Origin of the sequence: Parvularcula mediterranea, assembly GCF_013085255.1 — a bacterium.
Taxonomy (GTDB): Bacteria; Pseudomonadota; Alphaproteobacteria; order Caulobacterales; family Parvularculaceae; genus Parvularcula; species Parvularcula mediterranea.
The window spans coordinates 1,185,420-1,205,061 of sequence record NZ_JABFCX010000002.1 but is presented as its reverse complement, the minus strand read 5'-3'; the positions used below and the strand labels follow the sequence as shown (position 1 = coordinate 1,205,061).

The window sequence follows — 19,642 nt, the reverse complement described above, 5'->3', positions numbered from 1 at the left end:
CATGACCATGAACCAGACCCCCAAACCCACCGAAGCGGAAGTCGCCCAGTGGTTCGCGAGGATCGAACGAGGCCCCCTCACCCCCGACGAGGAGCGCCGTTTTACTGAATGGCGCGCGGAGCCTGCCAATGAGGATGCGCTCGGGGAGATGGAGCGGGCAGTGACAGCGCTTGATCCCCATGCTGAGGACCTTCTTGCGGAGAGCTTCGAGGAAGAGCTTCACGCGCTTTCAGAAGGAAGTGCTGAACGCCGCTCGCCCTGGCCGTTTGCAGCTGTTGCAGCCACGGTCGTGCTGGCGGCCTCGGCCATATTCTTCAGCCTGCCGAGCACACCGGAACCTCTCGAGCCTACCCGCTACGCAACGCGGATCGGGGCCCAGCGCACCGTGACGCTCGATGATGCTTCGGTGATGACCCTCAACACAGGGACCGCCGTCGAAGTCGCGCTGACCGACGATGCGCGCATGGTCACCCTTGATGAAGGCGAGGTCTTCTTCAACGTGGAGCGGGATCCCTCCCGCATCTTTACGGTCGATACGGATCATGGCCGGGTGACGGTGATCGGGACGAGCTTCAACGTCAGGCAGACGGGCCCCGAGACCCACGTCTCGGTCCTCTCAGGCACGGTCGAGGTCAGCCCGGAAGGGCGGAGCCCCGTCACCCTGATCGCCGGAGAAGCCGTGATGTTCCGTGCCGATGGAGAGGCTGTGCTGCCCGTCAGGTTCGACGCGAACGCGCTTCTTTCCTGGCGCGGCGGAAGGCTCGTCTTTGACGCAGCGCCCCTCGGCGAGGTGGTGGAGGAGCTCAACCGCTATTTCGTGACACAGATCAGGCTTGGGGATGATCTTGGTGCGGAGGAGGTTGTCACTGGCACCTTCACCCTTGATAGCCAAGAGACGGCCGTGCGCGGGATCAGTGTCGCCCTCGGCCTCGACGTCGAGCGCGTGCCCGGCGGTATCATCCTCTCGCGACCGGTGAGCGAGGACTAGATGCGCAGGCTGACGATCAGTCTAGCGGCCCTCGCGGCTGGCCTCGCGGGGACGGCGCTCGCGAGCTCGACCGTCTACGAAGTGCCTGCCCGCGAAGCCGTGCAGACTCTCGCTGACGAGGCGGGGCTCGTGGTCATCTACGACCCAAGGCGTCTGGACCGCGCAGGGATGGTGGCCATCGACCCTGCGCGTAATCCGCGGCGTGCACTGCAGGATGTCGTGCAGTCCCTCGGCATGGAGCTCGAGCGGGTAGGACGCGGCACCTTCGCCATCAGGACCGAAGGCCCGAAGAAGCCTGTGGTGGTGGCGAGCCTCGACCCCTCCCTCCAGCTCGTGGACACGATTGTCGTGACAGGCGCGCCGATCGCGACCCGGTTTGCCCAGGAGGGCGCGGTGACCGTCGTCGAGGGCGAAGAGCTCCGCCTCCTGAACGATACCGATATCTCCGACGCGATCTTCGACCTGCCCCAGACCCTCGCCTCTTTCACCTCGGCCAACACGGCGCTCTTTGGCGCAACCGCGGGCCTCAATCTGGCCGACCTTCGCGGCCTTGGCCCTGACAGGACGCAGGTCCTCGTGAACGGTCGGCGCAGGACGCCCGTTTCGGGGGGCAACGGCACGGTATTCGCGGTGGACCTGACCGGAATCCCGACGGCGCTTCTGGACCGGATCGAGATCCTCGATTCCAACCAGAGCGTTGCCGTCGGCCCCGACGCAGCAGCGGGCTCGATCAATATCGTCCTGCGCCAGGCCGCAGAGGGTCTTGAGGTGGGAGCGCGGGGCTCAGTCTCGGAAGAAGGCGATGGCGAACTCTACAGCCTCTACACTGTGTACGGAGGGCAGTTCCGCGGCGAGCGGGGAAGCTTCGTTCTCGGCCTCGAAGGGACCATCGCCGATGGCCTTGTGGGCCGGGACCGCGCGTTGACCAGTGAGCCTTATGGCTTTGCCGTGGACGGACTTCTCTCCGAAACCGGAACGGGAGAGCTTCTGCCGGGATTTGGAGGCAGCGCTCTGACGCCTGAGGGGCGGTTGCGTTTTGCGGTGCTTGATGACGGCTCGATCGTGCAGGCCAGTTCCCTGACAAATGCTCTGATCGTGTCAGGGGACGGACGATCGCTCGAGCCTTTCGTCGGCTCGCGAGACCAGCTCTACAATTGGTCGGCGGGGCAGAGCACGCTCCTGCCCAATGAACGTCTCCTCGGCTATGGCAAGCTGGACTATGAGCTTTCCGACAGCGCCGCGCTCTTTACCGAGCTGCATCTTGGCGCGAACCGGACAGAGACGCGGCTCTCTCCTGTGGGCGCCGTCAGCTTTTCGGCAGGCCCGGATGCGACGGGCAGCGGGCTGGTCATTGATCTTGAGAGCAGCCTCGTGCCTGAGGCGATCCGGGCGAATTTCGAGGGCCTTGGCGTCTCGTCGATTGTTCTCGACAAGCGCCTCACGGCGCTCGGCCCCCGGATCAGTGAGACAGACCGGCTGACGCTGGATGCCGCGCTCGGGGTGGATGTTCAGCCTACCGATAGCCTGTCCTTGAGCTTTCAGCTGCGTCAGGGCCTGACCCAGACAGGCTTCAGGCAGAAGAACATCGCGGACCGTAGAGCGCTCGAAGCTACCCTCTCGCCTAATCTCTGCGCGGTGACAGCGGGCTGCGTTGTCGCCCGGCCTTTTGATGCTGATGGTTTTGCGGGTACCGAAAACTTCATCCGTGCGGGAACCGAGCGCACCAAGTACAATGTCGCTGAGACAGAGCTTCTCGCCGATGCCTTCCAGAGGATTGGTACGCCTATCGGCAGAGACATCGAGCTTCGTGCGCAGGGCAGCGTTCGCTGGGACAGCGTTTCTACGCATACGGATCGTACCGCGATAGATCGCCTGATCGGTGTCTTTGACGGGACGCGCTTTGAAGGCCATGAGCGGCTGGGACAGCTGGCGCTGCGAGCGGTCATCCCTCTCAACGGTGAGGAGAGCGTCCTCGGGCCCTTCAACCTCCATCTTGGCGCCCGGGCCATCCACAGCGAAGAGGCGGACTGGACGGGCGCTGGCGAGGCAGGGTTCTCCTGGAACCCACGCTCGTGGGTGGATGTGCGCGCCATGGCGACGGCTGCGGGCAGGCCACCCAACCTCTCTGAGGTCTTCGCACGGCAGCCAGATGAGGTGTCCTACGCCCGCGACCCTTGCGCAGGTCTTCTCCCTGCGGACCAAAGGACGGTTGCGGTGAACTGCCGGCAGACGCTGCCCAACGGCGTCGATCCGGCGCCGGTCCTGGGCGCAGGATTTCTGGAGACTCCCCTCCTCGACCTTCGCGGCGGCGAACCAGAGCACACAGTCAGCTATCGCGGCGATATCATCATCAAGCCCCATGACCTTCTGGGGTGGGAGAACGATCGGCTTCAGCTGAGGGCATCGTACACGGACCACCTCCTAAGGCGCGGCAGGCGGTTCGCTACAGCAACGGGTTTATGCCTGGCCTCAAAGGGTCTTGAGCATCCTACCTGCGGCGTAGATCCTTCGGGTGCGTCCTATATCCTTCGGGAAGACGAGACGGGGCGGTTGCTCCGCGATGCTTATGTTCTTGAGAACGACCAGCGGCTGCAATGGCGTGGGTTTGACTTCGAAAGCCGCTATGTGAAGTCGCTTGATGGACGGTTTGGGGTCGAGCGGCTGTGGGCATCGGGGCTCCATACGTGGCTTCTCGAAGCTCGGCTTGATAGCGCGCTTGAGGAAGGGCAAGTCAACGCGCCGCGGCATGAGACCCTGGCCGCTGCAGGCATTCAATGGGACCGGCAGGAGATCGCGGTGCAGCTAAGACGGCGGGGCCGGGTCAGGACGACGACCCTCGACCTTCCGCAGTCGGAGATTGATGCGATCACGACGCTTGACCTCGCCTATCGGCACGAGATTGGCGACCGGGTACGGATCAGTGCGAGCATCTCCAACCTGACCGATGACACTCCAGGCATTGTCGGGTTCACCCGTGGACGGAACATCTATGCAGAGCACTACGACATCGTAGGCCGGAGCTTCGGCTTCGGTATCGAGTTCGGCTACTAGCTGCAGGCCCCGTCCATCGCCCCGATCCATTCCTCGAGAAGCGCAAGGCCTTCCTCATCGACGAGGCTCCGCCCGACCTCGGGCATCATGGCGCCGGGGTCGCGGGAAGCGACACGATAGGTGAGGACGGACTGATCAGGGGCACCCGGAACAATTCCGAAGCGCCTGCCCCCTGTGCCGGACCCAGCCGCGATCGGCGGCTTGCAGTGCCCGAGCGCCGGGCCATCGGCGGAGAGCGTCAGATCCATCCCGGACGTGTCCGCAGGGCCGACGGGGTTGTGACAGTGGGCGCAGTTGGCAGCGAGGTAGGCCCGCGCCCGGCCATCGAGGCTCGCCAGCGGGTCCGTGCTGGAAGGCTCATAACCAGTCGTCACCAGAAGGCCGCGTTCCCGCCAGGCGGCAAGTTGGTTCGCCTCACCGCCTGCGTAGCCGTACGGATGATCAAGCTGTGCTTCGGTCGGACCTAGGGGTTCGAGACCGCCATCAGTCGCGTCGCGGATGTGGCAGGACGCACACTGATTTTCATTGGGCACGATGTAGGGGAAAGCCTCCTCCCCTGCGCTGGAGGCGAGCGTCAGGGGCACCACTGCGCCCGTGCGCTTGAGGCGAGCCTCGGTCTCATCCTCGTTCCAAACGTAGGAGAGAGCGTGCCAGCCATCGCTGCGCCTGACGAGGAGGCGGGTTTCGATCAGCCTGTGCTCCGCTAGGTCCAGACCGCGCGTCCCGTTCACCGGCTGCATGTCCTCAGCCTTCAGAACATTGCTGCCGCTCTCAGGGTAGTAAAAGGTCTTGGTCAGCACGGTCCCGACGGGAAAGTCCGGCGCCCAATCTCCTCGCGGAGTGGCCTCGCCAACCGACCACACGGTGCGGAGCTTGTGCGCATAGTCGGTGAAGAGCGGCGTCCTGAGCGCATAGGGCGTGACGCCCTCGCCAAGGCGCAGCTCGCCCCTGTCCACCGAAACCGCACCCCAGTCAGAGAGGAGCTGCGGGTTCTCATCAGGGAAGAAGACGGGCTCGACAGCTTTCTCTCCGCATGCAGAGAGAAGCATGGCAATCGCAAGGAGGGCTCTCTTCATCCTCGACTACAGCGCCTCGGCCAGCCTCACCGCCGCTAGCGGCTCAAGCGTGCAGGAGAAGCCTTCCGCGTCGACCCGCATGTTCTTTGAGCCGTTCGGCATGTCGGCATTCAGGACCTCGGTCCCTTGGTCACCGATGCAGATTTCGGGTGAACGGCCTTCTGGCGCGTAGCCATCCCAGAGAACGTCAGGGAACCGCCCCGTCGGGCCGAACAGCATGAGTTTCGCAGCCTTCAGCTCCATCCCGTCGGGGCGATTGCCGCCGCCCTCGAAGGTGTTCGAGTGGAGTGCGATACGCTCAGGATAAGGATCAAAACTGTCTGACCAGCTATCATCGGCGTAGTTTGAGCTGTAGACGGAAGAAATGATCACATTGGCCGTGCGGTTGTCGCGCACGGTGTTGCCGAATATCTCGACATCGTCATGGCTGTTCACGACAATCCCGGAGCCTGCGGGGATCGATGCCACGGGCGTTCCGGGATGGGCGAAGTTATCGAGGTTGTTCTCCTCGACCTCGTTCTCGAACACACGGATGTTCGCGCCGGCTTGCTTGAGGTTCGGCATGTTGAAGACGAGGATGCCGCCCGTGTTGTTCTTCGCGACGTTCCCGTAAACGTCCGCGTCCTGTGTATTTTCGATCTCGATACCTGCGACGTTCTCTTCGGCGAGATTGTTCCTGACAATGACGTTCTTCGACTGACCGACATAGATGCCAGCGTCCGAGGCGCCGACCGCGACAGAGTCCTCGATCAGCACGTTGGTGGTCTGCACCGGATAGAATCCATAGGCGCCGTTCTCGGTTTTCGGCCCGCCGGTCCACGCGACCCGCACCCGGCGGATGGTCACGCCGTCCGCTTCGGTGACCTTGAGTGCGTCACCCTTGGCGTCTTCGATGGAGAGATCCTCAATCAGAAAGTCATCGCCGGTGACGAGAAGCCCTTCCGCCCCTGCGAGCTGCCCTTTGAAGCTTAGCACCGTCTCTGCCATCCCGGCCCCGCGGATCGTCACCCCATCGGCAGTGAGGCTGAGCCCCCGGTCGAAGGCGTAGGTGCCTGCGGGAATGGTGATCACATCGCCTGGCTGTGCGTCGAGGAGCGCAAGCTGCAGCTCTTCTTGGTAGCTGGCATCGGTCACAGGCGCGGCGGCTTCCTGCTCGCCTCCGCAGGCGGTCAGCAGGATCAAGGACGCTGCAAGAGCAGTTCTCATCATGGCGTAGTCTCCCTGACCGGAATGCTGCCGCAAGCTGGGAGGGCCCTCAAGCATCCGCTCCATGGTGCAGCGCAAAACCTATCAGTCGACCCTGTCTCCATAGGCTTGTTTCAATCTTTCCCGGTTCTAATTGATCCAAGGGACAGCGGCAGAGCTGGGCCCTTTTTTCGTCGGGAGTCGGACTTGAACGCTGGATCACCAGAGACCCCTTCAGCGCGCCACGTCATTCGCCTGGCGGCTGATGTCATCAAGCCGGAGCGCAGTTTCGTCGCGCTGGCGGTCATTTATGGCATAGGGATCAGCCTGTTGAGCCTTGCAACGCCGATCGCGGTGCAGGTGCTCATCAACTCGGTGGGCTATACAGGGCTCGCCGTACCGCTGGTGGTTCTGTCCTTCACGCTGTTCTTCCTGCTTCTGGCTTCAGGCCTCCTCAATGCCCTTCGGGTGCACCTGATGGAGATCTTCGCCCGGCGTTTTTACGCCCGGATGACGTCAGAAATCGCCCTCAGAGCGCTCTATGCGCAGAACCCGTTCTTCCTCGATGACGGTCGCGGGCCGCTCTTCAACCGCTATTTCGACATCATCATCATCCAGAAGGCCATGCCGGTCCTTGTGATCGGCGGCTTCACGGTGATCCTGCAGGCAGGGGTCGGCTTCGTCCTGACGAGCTTCTACCATCCGCTGTTCCTCGCCCTGAACCTCGTGATGATCGTGCTGATCTGGGCGATCTGGCTGATCTGGGGGCCCTCGGCGATCAGGACGTCGGTCGACCTCTCCATCGCCAAGCACAAGGCCGCAGCGTGGCTCGAGGGGCTCGGTGCCTCGAACGGCTTCTTCAAGTCCGACGACCATATCGCCTTCGCCCTTCGGAAGACCGATGACACCACCGCGGAGTATGTGAAGAAGCACCGCATCCACTTCCGCCGGCACTTCTCCCAGACGGTCAGCTTCCTGATCCTTTACGCAGCCGCGAGCGCGGCGCTCTTGGGCCTCGGCGGCTGGCTGGTGATCGAAGGGCAGTTGACCCTCGGCCAGCTTGTTGCAGCTGAGCTCGTGCTGTCGGTGGCCTTTCTCGGCGTGAGCCAGCTTGGGACGTACCTTGTCTATTTCTATGATCTCTGCGCGGCAGCCGAAGAGCTGAGCCGTTTCTGGGACGTCGAGCAGGAAGCGCCCGTGGGCCAGCTGACGCCTGACCGCCTCGACGCTTCGCTGCACTTCCGCTCAGTCATAGGCCGTGCCCGGAACATTCCTGCGCGCTTCGATTTCGATATCCCCTCAGGCGTCAAGCTGCAGGCGGTCGCGTCCACCCACGGTACCCAGCGCCTCTTCGGCAACCTGCTGAAGCGCTTTGAGAGCCCCGAAGGCGGCATCATCACCCTTGGCGGCGATGACCTGCGCGACACGGAGATCCATGCTCTCCGCCGCGAAGTGGTTGTGCTCGACCGGCCGACCCTCGTTGAGATGACGATGCGCGAATATCTTCGCCTCTCGAGCAAGAATGTCAGCTCGGAGGAAATGCTCCAGACCTTGGAGGCCGTCGGCCTCGACACGGCGCTTGATGAGCTTGAGGACGGGCTCGACACGATGCTGAGCTCTACAGGCTGGCCGCTGTCGGTGAGTGAGGCGATGCGCCTCAAGCTTGCCGCAGGCATTCTGTCGAAACCGTCCGTACTCATCCTGAACCAGCTCTACGACACCATGTCGGCTTCGCTCCTGAAGCGGGCGATCGCCTTGTCCACGACGGACGGCGGAGCGCCGACGACCGTGATCGTCTTCTCGAACCGGCGGGATGACATGGACCTTGACGGATATCTGTTCCTGCAGCCTGACAAGCAGACGATCCACCGCGACTACACGGCGTTCTGCGAAGCCCTCGACCGGGCCGAGGCTGCGCGAAAACCTGTCCCGCTTGCATCCGTGATGGAGAGCGCCTGATCCATGCCGTTCCGTGAGCGTCATATCAAACACTTCACCACCCTGGCCTCGATCAAGAAGCCGCGGATCTTCACCGCGGTGGCGATCATCCTCGTGGTGACCATCACCGCGACGATTGCCTTCCTGACCATGACGCCCTGGGTCCAGACCACGTCAGGCCCCGGGATCGTCACGACCCTCGACCCCAATGACCGCCAGCAGGAGATCAACGCCCTCGTCTCAGGGCGGATCGAGCGCTGGTACGTCCGTGATGGCGCGCGGGTGAAAAAGGGCGATCCGATCCTGAAGGTCGCTGACAATGACCCCCAGCTCCTCGAACGTCTTGATGCGGAGCAACAGCAGCTACTCGAGCAGCGCAATGCCGCAGCGTCCGCCCTTGCCACCGCGAGGATCGACCTTGAACGGACCCAGCGCCTGTTCGAGGACGGCCTCGCCGCGCGGCGCGACTATGAGCAGGCCACGATCCGCGTGGAAGGCCTGCGCGCTGACCTTGCCGCCGCCGAAGCGGCCCTCACCCGCCAGCAGGTCGATATCTCGCGCCAGTCGCTGCAGCTCATCCGTGCACCGAGGGACGGTACGATCCTCCGCCTCAATGCAGGCGACGTCGCCACCACCATCTCCGCAGGGAGCGCCGTCGCCACCTTCCAGCCCGATGGCGCGAAGCGTGCGGTGGAACTCTTCATCGACGGCCGCGACGTGGCCCTGGTCAAGCCGGGCGACGATGTCCGCCTCCTCTTCGAGGGGTGGCCAGCGGTGCAGTTCTCCGGCTGGCCATCGGTCGCTGTCGGCACGTTCGAGGCACGGGTCCTTACGATCGACCCGACGGCACAGCCGAACGGTCAGTTCCGCGTTCTGGTGACAGAAGTCGACAATCCTGAAGTGCCCTGGCCTGACCAGCGGTTCATCCGCTACGGCGCCACGGTGCGCGGCTGGATCCTCCTCGAGACCGTGCCCCTTGGCTTCGAGCTCTGGCGCCAGCTCAACAACTTCCCGCCGGAGTTCACCGGCGAGGCCAGCAGCGACGGGTTCGCACCTCAATGAGGTATGTTGTCCTTGCACTGATCTTCCTGGTAGGGCTTGCCCATGCCCAGACGGCACCACTCCTGCCCGAAACGGTGATCCAGTCCGTTGAGCGCCACTACCCCGCGCTCCTCGCAGCCGAGGCGGAACAGCGCGTAGCAGCCGGAGAACGCCTGAGCGCGGAGGGCGCGTTCGACACGGTCATCGAAAGCAGGCTGAGGGGCAGGCTCGCGGGCTTCTACTCAGGCGACATTGCCTCGGTGGAGGCGACCAAGCCCCTCGCCCCCTTAGGTGCTGAGGTCTATGGCGGCTATCGTCTGTCCCAGGGCGACTTCCCGATCTATGAGGATGAGTACTTCACTAACCAAGGCGGCGAAGCCAAGGTCGGCGTGCTCTTCTCGCTCCTCCGCAACCGGACGATTGATAGCCGGCGGGCGGGCATCCTCGAAGCCGAACTTGGCCTCAGCGAGGCCGCGCTGGATGTCCTGATCGCTCGCCTCGAGGTGCAGGAGCGTGCGCAGATCGCCTACTGGCAGTGGGTGACCGCGGGCCGTGAACGGCAGGCCTATGCCGGGCTGCTCGCATTGGCCGAGCGGCGCGATGTCGCCCTCAGGCGTGAGGTCAGTTCAGGCGCGAGAGCGGCGATCTTCCTGACCGAGAATGCCCAGAACCTGACGAGGAGGCGTGACCGTGTCCGCCGCGCAGACCTCGCCCTCGCCCTCGCGGCAAACGATCTGGCGCTTTATCTCAGGGATGAGAATGGCGAGCCGATCGTTCCGTCTCCTGAGCAGCAGCCTTTGAACCTTGACCTACCGAGCCCTGTGTCCCTTGCGGAGCTGGCCTCGATTGTCGACGGACAGCCAGAACTTCGCCTCCTGAAGATTGCCCGGCAGCGGCTCGAGCTCAAGCGTGACCTTGCGCGCAATGACCTCTTGCCGAACCTCGACCTCAAGGTCGAAGCGGGTGACGATTTCGGTGCCATAGGCCCCGGCGGGATCAGCCGCGACGACGCTGAAGTCATCGCAGGGGTGACCCTCAAAGTGCCCTTCGGACGCCGTGATGCGCGCGGCCGTGTCCGCTCGGCCAATGCACGGCTTGATGCTCTCGAGCAGCGCCAGCGGCTGCTGTCCGATCGTATCGCGCAGGAAATCCGCAAGCTGACCGTCTCGATTGAAACGGCAGAGGAGCTTTTAAAACTGGCGACACTAGAGGCGCAACAGGCAGCTGAGCTGGAGGAAGCAGAACGGCGGCGCTTCAGGAACGGCGCCAGTGACTTCTTCCTCGTCAACATCCGTGAACAGACGGCTGCAAATGCCAGGGTGCGGGTCGCGGAGGCGGAGCTTGCCCTTGCCGCCGCGAGGATCTCCTACCTCGCCGCAACCTTTGACATAGAACGACTGACGTCCGGAGGCTAGAGCACCGCGCCGAGCCTTGTTGCGAGCACTGGTTGTTCAGCGTTCGCGACATCGATCACGATGATCTTTGTCTCAGCTGGCAACGGCCTCTGGCCTGCTGCCGTGACCTTGAGCGTGGCCCCTGCATCGGTGCGCTGGCAGACGAAGGACAGATCCGTATAGGCACCATTCTCGAAGCCGAAGCCCTCTCGCTCATCCCAGTAGAGCGACCCTGTCGCGTGCCCATCTTGGTCGAAGTTCACATGGAGGGTCAGGGTTTCGAGCGTCAGTGCTTCCGTACTGACCGCGGGCGCACAGGCCGGGATCAACCCTCCCGGACGGAGGCGTAGTGCCGGATGGATATCGCCGGGCACTTCCTCCGCCAGCGGAGGGATCAGCCGCCAGTCCTCTGGAAGGGAGATCGTCTTATCCGCCCAGCCGGGCTCGACGGCGAGATCGGAACCCAGGAGGAAGCGATCGTCGCAGAAACGCAGCTCCTCCTCCGCCGGATCGGCGAGGAAAGCCGGGAGCATAACGGGCGCACCCGTTTCGCTTGCCCGGCGGAACAGCGTGTAGAGATAGGGCATCAACGCATAACGGCGCCTCAGCGCCACGCGGCAAACCTCCTCCGTCTCCGGACCAAAAGACCAGGGCTCGTGATCCGCGCTCTTCTCGATCGTGTGCCCACGGCAGAAGGGGAAAAAGGCACCAATGGCCATCCATTCAGCGAACAGCTCTGGCCAAGCCTCGCCCTCAAAGCCGCCAATGTCCGGGCCGTGGAAGGGCTGGCCGGATAGCGAGAGGTTGACGCTCATCGGGATCGACATTTTGAGATGATGCCAACACGAACGATTGTCTCCTGTCCAGGTTGCGCAATAGCGGTGCCCGCCGAGCACATTGGCGCGGGTTAGGACGAAAGGCCGTTTGTCCGGCTTGGCTTTCAAAACCGCGTCGCGTGTGGCGCGCGCCATCAGCATTCCGTAGGCGTTGTGATAGCGCAGATGCGGACCCTCAGGGATCGGCAAACCTGCGTGGGCAGCACCGCCGCGGTGGACAGCGTCCTCCGGCAAGGTCCAGGTCTCGGCATCGAAGATCGCAGGCTCGTTCATGTCGTTCCAGACACCGTCGATTCCAACCGCGAGGAAGTCTTGATATTGCTCCGACCACCAATGGACAGCTTCTTTAGTGGTGAAGTCGGGAAAGACTGTTTGGCCCGGCCAGACCTCGCCTTGGGCAGGCTGCCCGTCAGCGGTCTTGATCCAGACATCGCGTGCCTCGCCGCTGTTGTAGACAGAGTAGCCATCCTGCTTTGCGACTCCCGGATCGATCATCCAGACGGCCTTCACGTCCCTCTCATGGAGATAGGCGTTGGTTGCTGCAGGATCAGGGAAGCGCTCAGGGTCGAAGGTGAAGACCCGGTAGTCATCCATGTAATGGATATCCACCCAGATGACGTCGAGCGGTATCTTCCGTGAGCGGAACTCATTGGCGATCTCGCGCACGCGCGCGTCGGGGTAGTAGGACCACCGGCACTGGTTATAGCCGAGGGCCCAGAGTGGCGGCATTTCCATCTTGCCGGTGAGGTTGGAGAGCTGGCGCAGGACATCCATTGCGTCCTCGCCGAGGATGACGATGACGCGCGCTGCGGGGCCGTCAGTCTCGAACCTGATGGTCCGCCCACAGATCAGGGACTGCCGCCAGGTGCTGTCGTGAAGAATGCCGAAGGCGCTGCCGTCTGGCCTGACGCCAAGGACCCAGGGGTGGGACTGGTAAAGGCGCTGGCCCTGAACCCGGCGGTAGCTGGGATTGTCCGTGTTCCACAGCTCGATCGTCTGGCCGTTGCGGCGAAGTGGGCCTGTGACCTCGCCCGTACCGTAAAGGTCTGTGTCGCGATCAATAGCGATGTCCACGGTGCGCTTGCCATGCGCCTCGCCGAAGGAAGGGGTGGTTGGCCAAGGGTCCTCGAGCGGCGAGGTCTCAGGCTCTCCATTGAGCATGAGCGAAGGCAAAGTCTGGGAGGGGTCGAACTGAGGCGGCTCGAAGATTGCGATGGTCGCACTCACCGAAAGGCTCCGCCCCGGCGCTCCAGCAGTTCCGCTCATCGACATCCTCCTCAGCCAGCACATCGTAGCGCCAGGTCATAAGGTAGGACTTCGGTCAGGCCGACAAGTCAGGACTGAATATCAAACAGGCCCGCTTCAGCACGCTCGTCGCTATGGCGACGAGCTAAGGCTGCGACCGCGGCCCGGCCGGTCAGGCCGCCCCGTTGGAGGGCCCACGGCCCGTGAAACAATGAAAATGGCGCACCCAATAGGATTCGAACCTATGACCTCTGCCTTCGGAGGGCAGCGCTCTATCCAGCTGAGCTATGGGTGCTGATGCCGGGGGGACCGTATGGGGGCACGGTGCCCCCTTTGGCAAGGCGTTACTTCTTCAGGGGATCGAGCTCGTTGACGATCCGTCCGGGGTAGAGCTTCTCGGCCCGGACGAAGGTCTCAACGATGTCGGTCGTCTCTTCAAAGCTCAGCGCATGGCTGTGTGGCATGGCCACGCGGGGTGCGAAGCCGGTGGAGACCGAGCGCATCAGGCCGGACATGTTGAGGCCATTGGCGGAGAGGTCGCTGCCGTGGGGCTCTTTCTTGAGACCGGGCTGCGCCTTCTGGAGATGCTCGGCGAAGAGGCCTGCGGTTTCGAGGAAGACCTCGATGGACACCGCGACGTTGCCGCGGGGCATGCCGAAGTCGGCGATCTCATAGCGTGCGAGGTAGGCGAGCCGGTCGCTGCTCAGCCCTGCGGAAATGAAGGCGTAGCGGTCGTTGAATGCAGCGACCGTACGGCGGTCGACCTCGGTCTCGAACATGGTGACGAGGTGCATGCCGCGGCAGCGGTTCGAGCGGTCGCAGGCCATCGGAGTGATCTGGAAACGCACGCCTTCTGCGGTCTGGACGAGGATTGCCTTCTCACCGCCGGGCAGCGTGGCGCCTTCATAGCCGAGGCCCATTTGCTTCAGAACCGGGATAAGAGCCTCAGCGTGGAGGCTCGGTAAGGTCTGCGAGGGGTTGCGGATTTTGCCCGACGTGCCAAGCGCGTTGGATTGTGCCGCGGCCGAGCCGAGGCCCACGAACATTGCTGCCACAGCCAAGATCAGATGTCTCATCATGAAGCCGCCCCATAAAGCCAGACCCCAGCGTAGCGAAGAGTTAAGGGGGAGTAAACGACGCTCCTCCGGCCGGGATGAAGACCGGCCGCGCAAGCGCGACTTCGACGGTCCTCGCAAACGGGACTTTGACGGCCCGAAAGGCCGCGACCGCGATGATGACGCGCCGCGCAAGAAAGAGCTGCCGCCGCTACCGCCGGGGGTGGAGTCACGGAACGCCGCGATCGACCTCCTGCGCCTTACGGGAAAGGGCTTCACGCTCGATGTAGCGCTTGAAATCTGCAGGACTTTCAATGCGCTGGAGGGGTCTGACCGGGGCTTCGCCCGGGCGCTGGCATCGACGACGCTCAGGCGCCGGGGGACGCTCGACGAGGTGATCGCCCAGTATCTGCGCGAGCCGCTCAAGCCCAAGCAGACGAACCTTGCGGACATTCTTAGGATCACCGCGGCGCAGCTCTGCTTCATGGGTACCGAAGCCCACGCGGCTGCCTGGTCGGCGGTGGAGCTTTCGAAGCTCCGGGTCGAGACCAAGGGCTACAAGGGCCTGATCAACGCTGTCTCCCGCCGGATTGCCGAGGAAGGCAAGGCGAAGGCGGAAGCCGTGCCCTTGCGGGCGGATACGCCGGGCTGGCTCTGGCGCAAGCTCGCCCGGGCCTATGGCGCGAAGCGGGCTGGGTCGATTGCCGAGGCGCATCGGAACGAGCCGCCGCTCGATCTCTCCCTGCGAGATCCTTCGGCAAAGATCGACTGGCCTGAGGAAGTCGGCGCACGCCGGATCGGGCCGCGCACGGTGCGCATGAGCTCGACCCAGGTGCGGGAGCTTCCGGGCTTCGAAGAGGGCCTCTGGTGGGCCCAGGATTTGGCCGCCAGCCTGCCAGCCGAGATCCTCGGCGCGCAGGAGGGTGAGACGGTCTACGACCTCTGCGCCGCGCCGGGCGGGAAGACGATGCAGCTCGCTTCCACGGGCGCGAACGTCTTTGCAGTGGACCATTCAGGGCCACGGACGATCCGCCTTCGCGAGAACCTCGAGCGGACGGGCCTCAAAGCTGTGGTCCTTGAGGAGGATGTCCTCAAATGGAGCCCGCCCAATGCGGCCGACCGGGTGCTGCTTGATGCGCCATGCTCGGCGACGGGTACCATTCGCCGGAACCCTGATCTTCTGTGGACGTCGCGGGAGACCCAGGTGCCTGACCTTGTCAGGCTCCAGGCGCGGATGCTCGACAAGGCGCTGGAGCTGGTGAAGCCTGGCGGTACGCTCGTTTACGCCGTGTGCTCGCTTTTGCCGGAGGAAGGCGAAGAGCAGATCGCAGCGCTTCTTGAGCGCCGTGACGATGTCGAGCGCGTGCCGGTGACAGAAGACGAGGTCGCGAACCTCCCTGTGCTGACGAAAGAGGGTGATGTGCGCACCCTGCCCCACCGGATGCAGGAAGACGGCGGCATGGACGGCTTCTTCGCCTGCCGCCTGCGGAAGAACGGCTGAGCGAAAACCGCCTTTTTTAAGACTGATTGCTCAGGTGCCGCCTCCCTCCCCCAAAGGGAGAGGGATTGAGGATGAGGGCGATCTGTGCCGTGAATCCGAACACCCTCACCCGAAATCATGGAATTCGACCTCTCCCATAGGGAGAGGTGGGCGTAGCACGCTGCTGAAAAATCCGCACACAGAAAAGGGGCGCCGCTTGGGCGCCCCTTTTCAATTCATCTGCCTTCAGAGGATCAACCGACCCACTGCAGCTCGAAGCGGATCGCGGCGCGGTGGGCGCGGGTTTCGAGCGGCAGGAGCATCTCCGGCATCAGGCCGAAGCGGCCTTTGATGTCCTGAATGCCTGCGAGGGCAGCAGCCTGCGCAACCGGATCCCAGCCGAAGCCGTAGGCGATACGGGTCAAGCGCTGGACGTAGGCGATCTGCAGGTTGCGGCGGTAGGTATTGGTCACACCCATTAGATCGTTGCCGAAGATCGCGTCGTTGAGATCCTGCACGACTTCAGCGGCCGAGTACTCGTTGCCGTAGAGAGCCGAGTTGGTCATGCGGCGCATGACGTTCGGGTTCAGAACCTGGCTGAGGACCGCGTTCTGGATGCCGAGCACACGCTCATGGAGCTTCGGATCTTCGGTGTTGAAGAAGAAGTTGTAGCCGCGGCGCTGGGGCTGGAGGTGACGGATGAGGTCTTCCGGCGCATCCCAGGCATCAGCCGCGAAGACATACTCGGCGAGCGTGTCCATGGCTTCTTTCTGGATGGCTTTCGGAACGGCCGTGTACGGAAGCTTATCCGTTTCCTGACCCGGTTCGATGCGCTCGACATAGACCCCGCCGATCTGCTTCGACATCACGACACCCGCCTGGGCCTGCTGGCCAGTCAGAGTGAAGTACTGACGGAGCAGCATCTGGTAGCTGTCGCCCTCGTGGTTGGCGAGGAGGTCCTTCATCAGCGAACGGACGAGCTTGATACGGTCGATGCCGTACTCGATCGTGTCCGAGGACTGATCACCGATCATCACGCGCGGGTCGATGCCGTTCCAAGGCGAACGCATGTCATCAGCGTCGTTGCCGAAGGTGAGCATCGGATCGTCCGAACGCGACAGAACTTCGGCGCGAACCTCAGGGTCCGAGACCTCAGGCTTGTAGCCGAACTCGATCGCCCACTTGTCGTAGGCACCCACGCGGGTGTGCTCGTAGTCGCCTTGCTCAACGCCGAGAGGGGCGTAGTTCGTGGCGTGATAGTCCATGACCGAACCCGACGGCGCGCCTTGGGTGACGCTCGCATCGTGGATCTCGTCAGGGCCATAGATCGTGGTCGCCTTCATGTTGTGGTTGAGGCCGAGGGTGTGGCCGACTTCGTGAAGGATCAGGGTCATCAGAGCCTGACGAACCATCTCGTCGATCTCTTCCTGGGGCGCGCCTTGCGCCTGAAGAGCCGTGATGCCGAAGTTCAGCTTATCCTGCATCGCTGAGCCGGCGATGCAGTGGCGGTGCTCATCATGCTCAGGCGTGATGATGTGGCCTTCTTCGTCGAACTTGTCCTCGTCCATCATCCACTCAGGCAGGCCGATCGATTCGAAGGTCTGCGAGGCGAAGACGCGGTTCTGGAGGAAGACGAGCTCCAGCATGATGTCCGCGCCGAGGATTTCGCCGGTGCGCGGGTTGGTGAAGCTCGGGCCGTAGCCGCCGAAGGGCGGGATCGGCGACGAGGTCCAGCGCAGGACGTTGTAGCGGATGTCGCCCGCGTCCCACTCGGCATCGTCAGGCTGCACCTTCACTTCGAGGGCGTTCGAGAAACCGGCCTGCTCGAAGGCTTCGTTCCAGTTGAGGACACCCTCGGCGACGATGTCGCGGTATTCGACCGGGGTCGTGTTCTCGATCCAGAAGGTGATCGGCTTGACCGGATCGGAGATCGCAGCGGCCGGGTCTTTCTTCTCGAGGCGCCAGCGGTTGATGACGTCGCGATAAGGAGCCGCTTCGTAGCTCGTCAGGTCCGTGGTCTGGTCGAAGAAGTAGCCGACGCGGTAGTCGTCAAAGCGCGGCTCGTAGCCATCGTCCGGCATTTCGATCAGCGAGTGCTGGACCTGCAGCGTGACCGAACGGGCATCGGTAACGGTCGACGAGCCGCCATTGAACGGCATCGGGTTGTTGAAGACGTAGTCGACAACGACGTCGACGTTCTCAGGATAGCCGCGGACGTCGTCATACTTCGTCTGACGCGGGTTGAGGCCGCCGAGGTTGAACTGGAACGGGCCAGCCAGCGGGTTCGGGCGGTTGATCTGGGTCAGCATCTCCGACTTGAAGAGCGGAGCTGCGGGGATGAGGTAGCGGTCGTCGCCATCATCATCGCCCTTGGTCTCGGCAACGATGTCGAGGGTGCCGATAATCGCCGGGGCGATATTGGCGTCAGCGGCCTTCGCGATCGCATTCTCAGGGTCGAAGTAATAGGATGTGTTGACTTCGTTCAGCTCGAGCGCGCCGAAATGCTTGTCGAAGCGGATGATGCGCTGGTCAGCGAAGAGGCCCTTGAAGACGCCCGCGTCGAGGACGCCGTTCTCCACATAGGTAAACGCGATGAACTCGTCGCCGAGCTGCTCCTCGGTGACTTCCATCAGGACTTCGCCGGTGTCCGCATTGCGGTAGAACGGGAAGAGGCCCTCGATCTGCTCGTAGCCTTCGGTTTTCTCCGCGATCGTCGGAAGACCTTTGTCTTCCTGAGCGTTAGCCGCGGCGAAAGCCGAAACCGTGAATGCGGAAACGGCGGCGCCAAGCAGCGCGCGCGTCTTGAGATTGCGGATCATACTATGCCCTTCCCCAGGTCCTGCCGGAACCACCGCGCCCAAAAGCGGTGCCCCCAGCCCATGTCTTAAAGATACCGTAACAAGTTGGACGCTGAGCGCAACGCTCTGGTAACAAATTCGGTATCGATGGGAGGATCGTCTGCAAGGGCTGCGCCGCGAGCGTGATTATTGCCCTGCTAACCGGAGCCTAGGACCATTGCGCCCAGCGCGATGTTCCTTATCTTCAAGGCACGTGCAAGCGGCCATTCAGGCCGCGGCAAGGAGAATTTGAATGTCAGAAACGGAACGTTTCCAGCAGCGCGCAGGCACAGGAGCCGTCGCTTATGACGAGGGCCTGAGGCGCTATATGCTTGGCGTCTACAACTACATGGCGCTTGGTATCGCAGGCACCGCACTGGTCGCCTTCGCCTTTATCATGAACCCCCAGTGGATCGCCGCGCTCGGCCCCCTGCGTATCGTCGGCTTCATCGGCGTGATCGCGCTTGGCTGGCTTGCCCCGCGCATGATCTTCTCGGCAAGCCGTGCCGTCGCGTTCGGCGCCTACGCCGCTTATGTCGCGCTTTGGGGCGTCCTGATCGGGCCGATCGTCGCAATTTATGTGGGCCTTGGCCTCGCACAGGACGTGGCGCTGGCCTTCTTCATCTCGGCCTCGATCTTCATGGCCATGTCGCTCTTCGGCTACACGACGAAGAAGGACCTCTCGCCCTGGGGCAAGTTCCTGTTCATGGCGGGTATCGGGTTCCTCGTGCTGATCGTCGCGAACTTCTTCATCCAGTCCACGGGCTTCAGCTTCCTGATCTCCGCTGGCGTGATCCTCTTCATCTCGGCGGTCACCGCCTATGAGACCCAGATGATCAAGAACCTCTACGCAGAGGGTGCTGGCGAGCAGAACGAGCGGGCCGCCATCTTCGGCGCCTTTGCCCTCTACGGCAGCTTCGTGACGCTGTTCATTCACGTCCTGAACATTCTCGGCATCATGCGCGAATAGCGCGAACGCTGATCTCAGAACGAGAAAAGCCCCGGCCATCGTGCCGGGGCTTTTTTGTTGTCAGGAAGCCGGAGCGCTTATTGGGGCTCTCGCTTCGCCTCGATGTCGTCACCGCCGGGCATGCCGACCTGGTCGAGGCCCGACAGGAGGAAGTTCGGGCTGAGCGGCATCTCCCGGAAGGCATCGAGATCGGGACCGTTGCGGTCCTTGGCGATGGTCATGGCCTCGTCGAAGGTCGAAGCCTGCTCCATGCCCAGGAGCGTCAGGGCGGCAAGGTCGAGGCGCTTCGCTGCGTTCATTTCGCCATAGGTGCCGCGGAAGCCAGCCATCTCACCGGCCTTGTCGGTCAGCTCGAGATTGTCCTGCTGGGTATCGGTCTCGTTCGAGCCGTCATTCTGACCCGTCAACGCAGCCTTGCCGTGGAAGGCTTTCAGCTGGGCGGCGAAGGCGCGGACTTCATCCGCGCCAATGGTGAGGCTTGTTGCGTCGGCCATGGGCGTTCTCCTGCGTGTCTTGGCAGGGGAACACCCGGCGGAACCAAACCGT

The 19,642-nt window shown here is 63.2% G+C and carries 13 protein-coding genes and 1 tRNA gene; 7 read left to right on the top strand and 7 right to left on the bottom strand.

Going from position 1 to position 19,642, the window contains the following annotated elements; translation table 11 throughout:
• Positions 1–7 precede the first annotated feature (7 nt).
• Positions 8–988 carry a FecR family protein gene (locus HK107_RS06445; RefSeq protein WP_173197817.1) on the top strand — a complete coding sequence of 327 codons (981 nt, stop codon included), beginning with the start codon at positions 8–10 and terminating at the stop codon, positions 986–988.
• Positions 989–4,039 (top strand): TonB-dependent receptor, encoded by a 3,051-nt coding sequence (locus HK107_RS06440; RefSeq protein ID WP_173197814.1) that lies wholly within the window; start codon positions 989–991, stop codon positions 4,037–4,039.
• Here HK107_RS06440 and HK107_RS06435 read toward each other — a convergent pair.
• Complete coding sequence (locus HK107_RS06435; protein WP_173197812.1) at positions 4,036–5,115, bottom strand: SO2930 family diheme c-type cytochrome; 1,080 nt, start codon at positions 5,113–5,115, stop codon at positions 4,036–4,038. The genes HK107_RS06440 and HK107_RS06435 overlap by 4 nt on opposite strands.
• 6 nt (positions 5,116–5,121) lie before the next feature.
• Positions 5,122–6,321: a parallel beta-helix domain-containing protein gene (locus HK107_RS06430; protein WP_173198817.1), complete on the bottom strand. Its 1,200-nt coding sequence runs from the start codon at positions 6,319–6,321 to the stop codon at positions 5,122–5,124.
• A gap of 186 nt (positions 6,322–6,507) precedes the next feature.
• On the opposite strand from HK107_RS06430, the gene HK107_RS06425 reads away from it, so the two are divergent.
• The 3 genes from HK107_RS06425 to HK107_RS06415 are packed head-to-tail and all read left to right on the top strand — an operon-like array spanning position 6,508 to position 10,694.
• On the top strand, positions 6,508–8,259 hold the full coding sequence (locus HK107_RS06425; RefSeq protein WP_233061150.1) for an ABC transporter transmembrane domain-containing protein: 1,752 nt from the start codon (positions 6,508–6,510) through the stop codon (positions 8,257–8,259).
• A 3-nt stretch (positions 8,260–8,262) separates the two neighbouring features.
• Positions 8,263–9,300: an efflux RND transporter periplasmic adaptor subunit gene (locus tag HK107_RS06420; RefSeq protein ID WP_173197808.1), complete on the top strand. Its 1,038-nt coding sequence runs from the start codon at positions 8,263–8,265 to the stop codon at positions 9,298–9,300.
• Positions 9,297–10,694: a TolC family protein gene (locus HK107_RS06415; RefSeq protein WP_173197806.1), complete on the top strand. Its 1,398-nt coding sequence runs from the start codon at positions 9,297–9,299 to the stop codon at positions 10,692–10,694. Before HK107_RS06420 ends, HK107_RS06415 begins: the two co-directional genes overlap by 4 nt.
• Here the strand turns inward: HK107_RS06415 and HK107_RS06410 are convergent.
• From HK107_RS06410 to HK107_RS06400, 3 genes are all read right to left on the bottom strand, one after another.
• Positions 10,691–12,775, bottom strand: a complete 2,085-nt coding sequence (locus tag HK107_RS06410; protein ID WP_173197804.1) for a TIM-barrel domain-containing protein — start codon at positions 12,773–12,775, stop codon at positions 10,691–10,693. The genes HK107_RS06415 and HK107_RS06410 overlap by 4 nt on opposite strands.
• Positions 12,776–12,972: 197 nt before the next feature.
• Positions 12,973–13,049, bottom strand: a tRNA-Arg gene (locus HK107_RS06405).
• Between the two features lie 49 nt (positions 13,050–13,098).
• The gene (locus HK107_RS06400; RefSeq protein WP_173197802.1) at positions 13,099–13,833 is read right to left on the bottom strand and encodes a YbjN domain-containing protein; all 735 of its coding nucleotides are present in this window, start codon (positions 13,831–13,833) and stop codon (positions 13,099–13,101) included.
• Here HK107_RS06400 and HK107_RS06395 point away from each other — a divergent pair.
• Positions 13,832–15,310 (top strand): transcription antitermination factor NusB, encoded by a 1,479-nt coding sequence (locus HK107_RS06395; protein WP_173197800.1) that lies wholly within the window; start codon positions 13,832–13,834, stop codon positions 15,308–15,310. The genes HK107_RS06400 and HK107_RS06395 overlap by 2 nt on opposite strands.
• A 233-nt stretch (positions 15,311–15,543) precedes the next feature.
• Here the strand turns inward: HK107_RS06395 and HK107_RS06390 are convergent, their stop codons facing one another.
• Positions 15,544–18,108 (bottom strand): zinc-dependent metalloprotease, encoded by a 2,565-nt coding sequence (locus HK107_RS06390; protein ID WP_173197798.1) that lies wholly within the window; start codon positions 18,106–18,108, stop codon positions 15,544–15,546.
• Between the two features lie 271 nt (positions 18,109–18,379).
• Here HK107_RS06390 and HK107_RS06385 point away from each other — a divergent pair, with 271 nt between their 5' ends.
• Positions 18,380–19,096 carry a Bax inhibitor-1/YccA family protein gene (locus HK107_RS06385; protein WP_173197796.1) on the top strand — a complete coding sequence of 239 codons (717 nt, stop codon included), beginning with the start codon at positions 18,380–18,382 and terminating at the stop codon, positions 19,094–19,096.
• Between the two features lie 77 nt (positions 19,097–19,173).
• Here HK107_RS06385 and HK107_RS06380 read toward each other — a convergent pair whose 3' ends face one another.
• Positions 19,174–19,590: a hypothetical protein gene (locus HK107_RS06380; RefSeq protein ID WP_173197794.1), complete on the bottom strand. Its 417-nt coding sequence runs from the start codon at positions 19,588–19,590 to the stop codon at positions 19,174–19,176.
• Positions 19,591–19,642 lie beyond the last annotated feature (52 nt).

Coding starts and splice junctions, on each gene's coding strand:
- HK107_RS06445 (WP_173197817.1), top strand. CDS start 8: ATGAACCAGACCCCCAAACCCACCGAAGCGGAAGTCGCCCAGTGGTTC.
- HK107_RS06440 (WP_173197814.1), top strand. CDS start 989: ATGCGCAGGCTGACGATCAGTCTAGCGGCCCTCGCGGCTGGCCTCGCG.
- HK107_RS06435 (WP_173197812.1), bottom strand. CDS start 5,115: ATGAAGAGAGCCCTCCTTGCGATTGCCATGCTTCTCTCTGCATGCGGA.
- HK107_RS06430 (WP_173198817.1), bottom strand. CDS start 6,321: ATGAGAACTGCTCTTGCAGCGTCCTTGATCCTGCTGACCGCCTGCGGA.
- HK107_RS06420 (WP_173197808.1), top strand. CDS start 8,263: ATGCCGTTCCGTGAGCGTCATATCAAACACTTCACCACCCTGGCCTCG.
- HK107_RS06415 (WP_173197806.1), top strand. CDS start 9,297: ATGAGGTATGTTGTCCTTGCACTGATCTTCCTGGTAGGGCTTGCCCAT.
- HK107_RS06410 (WP_173197804.1), bottom strand. CDS start 12,775: ATGAGCGGAACTGCTGGAGCGCCGGGGCGGAGCCTTTCGGTGAGTGCG.
- HK107_RS06395 (WP_173197800.1), top strand. CDS start 13,832: ATGAAGCCGCCCCATAAAGCCAGACCCCAGCGTAGCGAAGAGTTAAGG.
- HK107_RS06400 (WP_173197802.1), bottom strand. CDS start 13,833: ATGATGAGACATCTGATCTTGGCTGTGGCAGCAATGTTCGTGGGCCTC.
- HK107_RS06390 (WP_173197798.1), bottom strand. CDS start 18,108: ATGATCCGCAATCTCAAGACGCGCGCGCTGCTTGGCGCCGCCGTTTCC.
- HK107_RS06385 (WP_173197796.1), top strand. CDS start 18,380: ATGTCAGAAACGGAACGTTTCCAGCAGCGCGCAGGCACAGGAGCCGTC.
- HK107_RS06380 (WP_173197794.1), bottom strand. CDS start 19,590: ATGGCCGACGCAACAAGCCTCACCATTGGCGCGGATGAAGTCCGCGCC.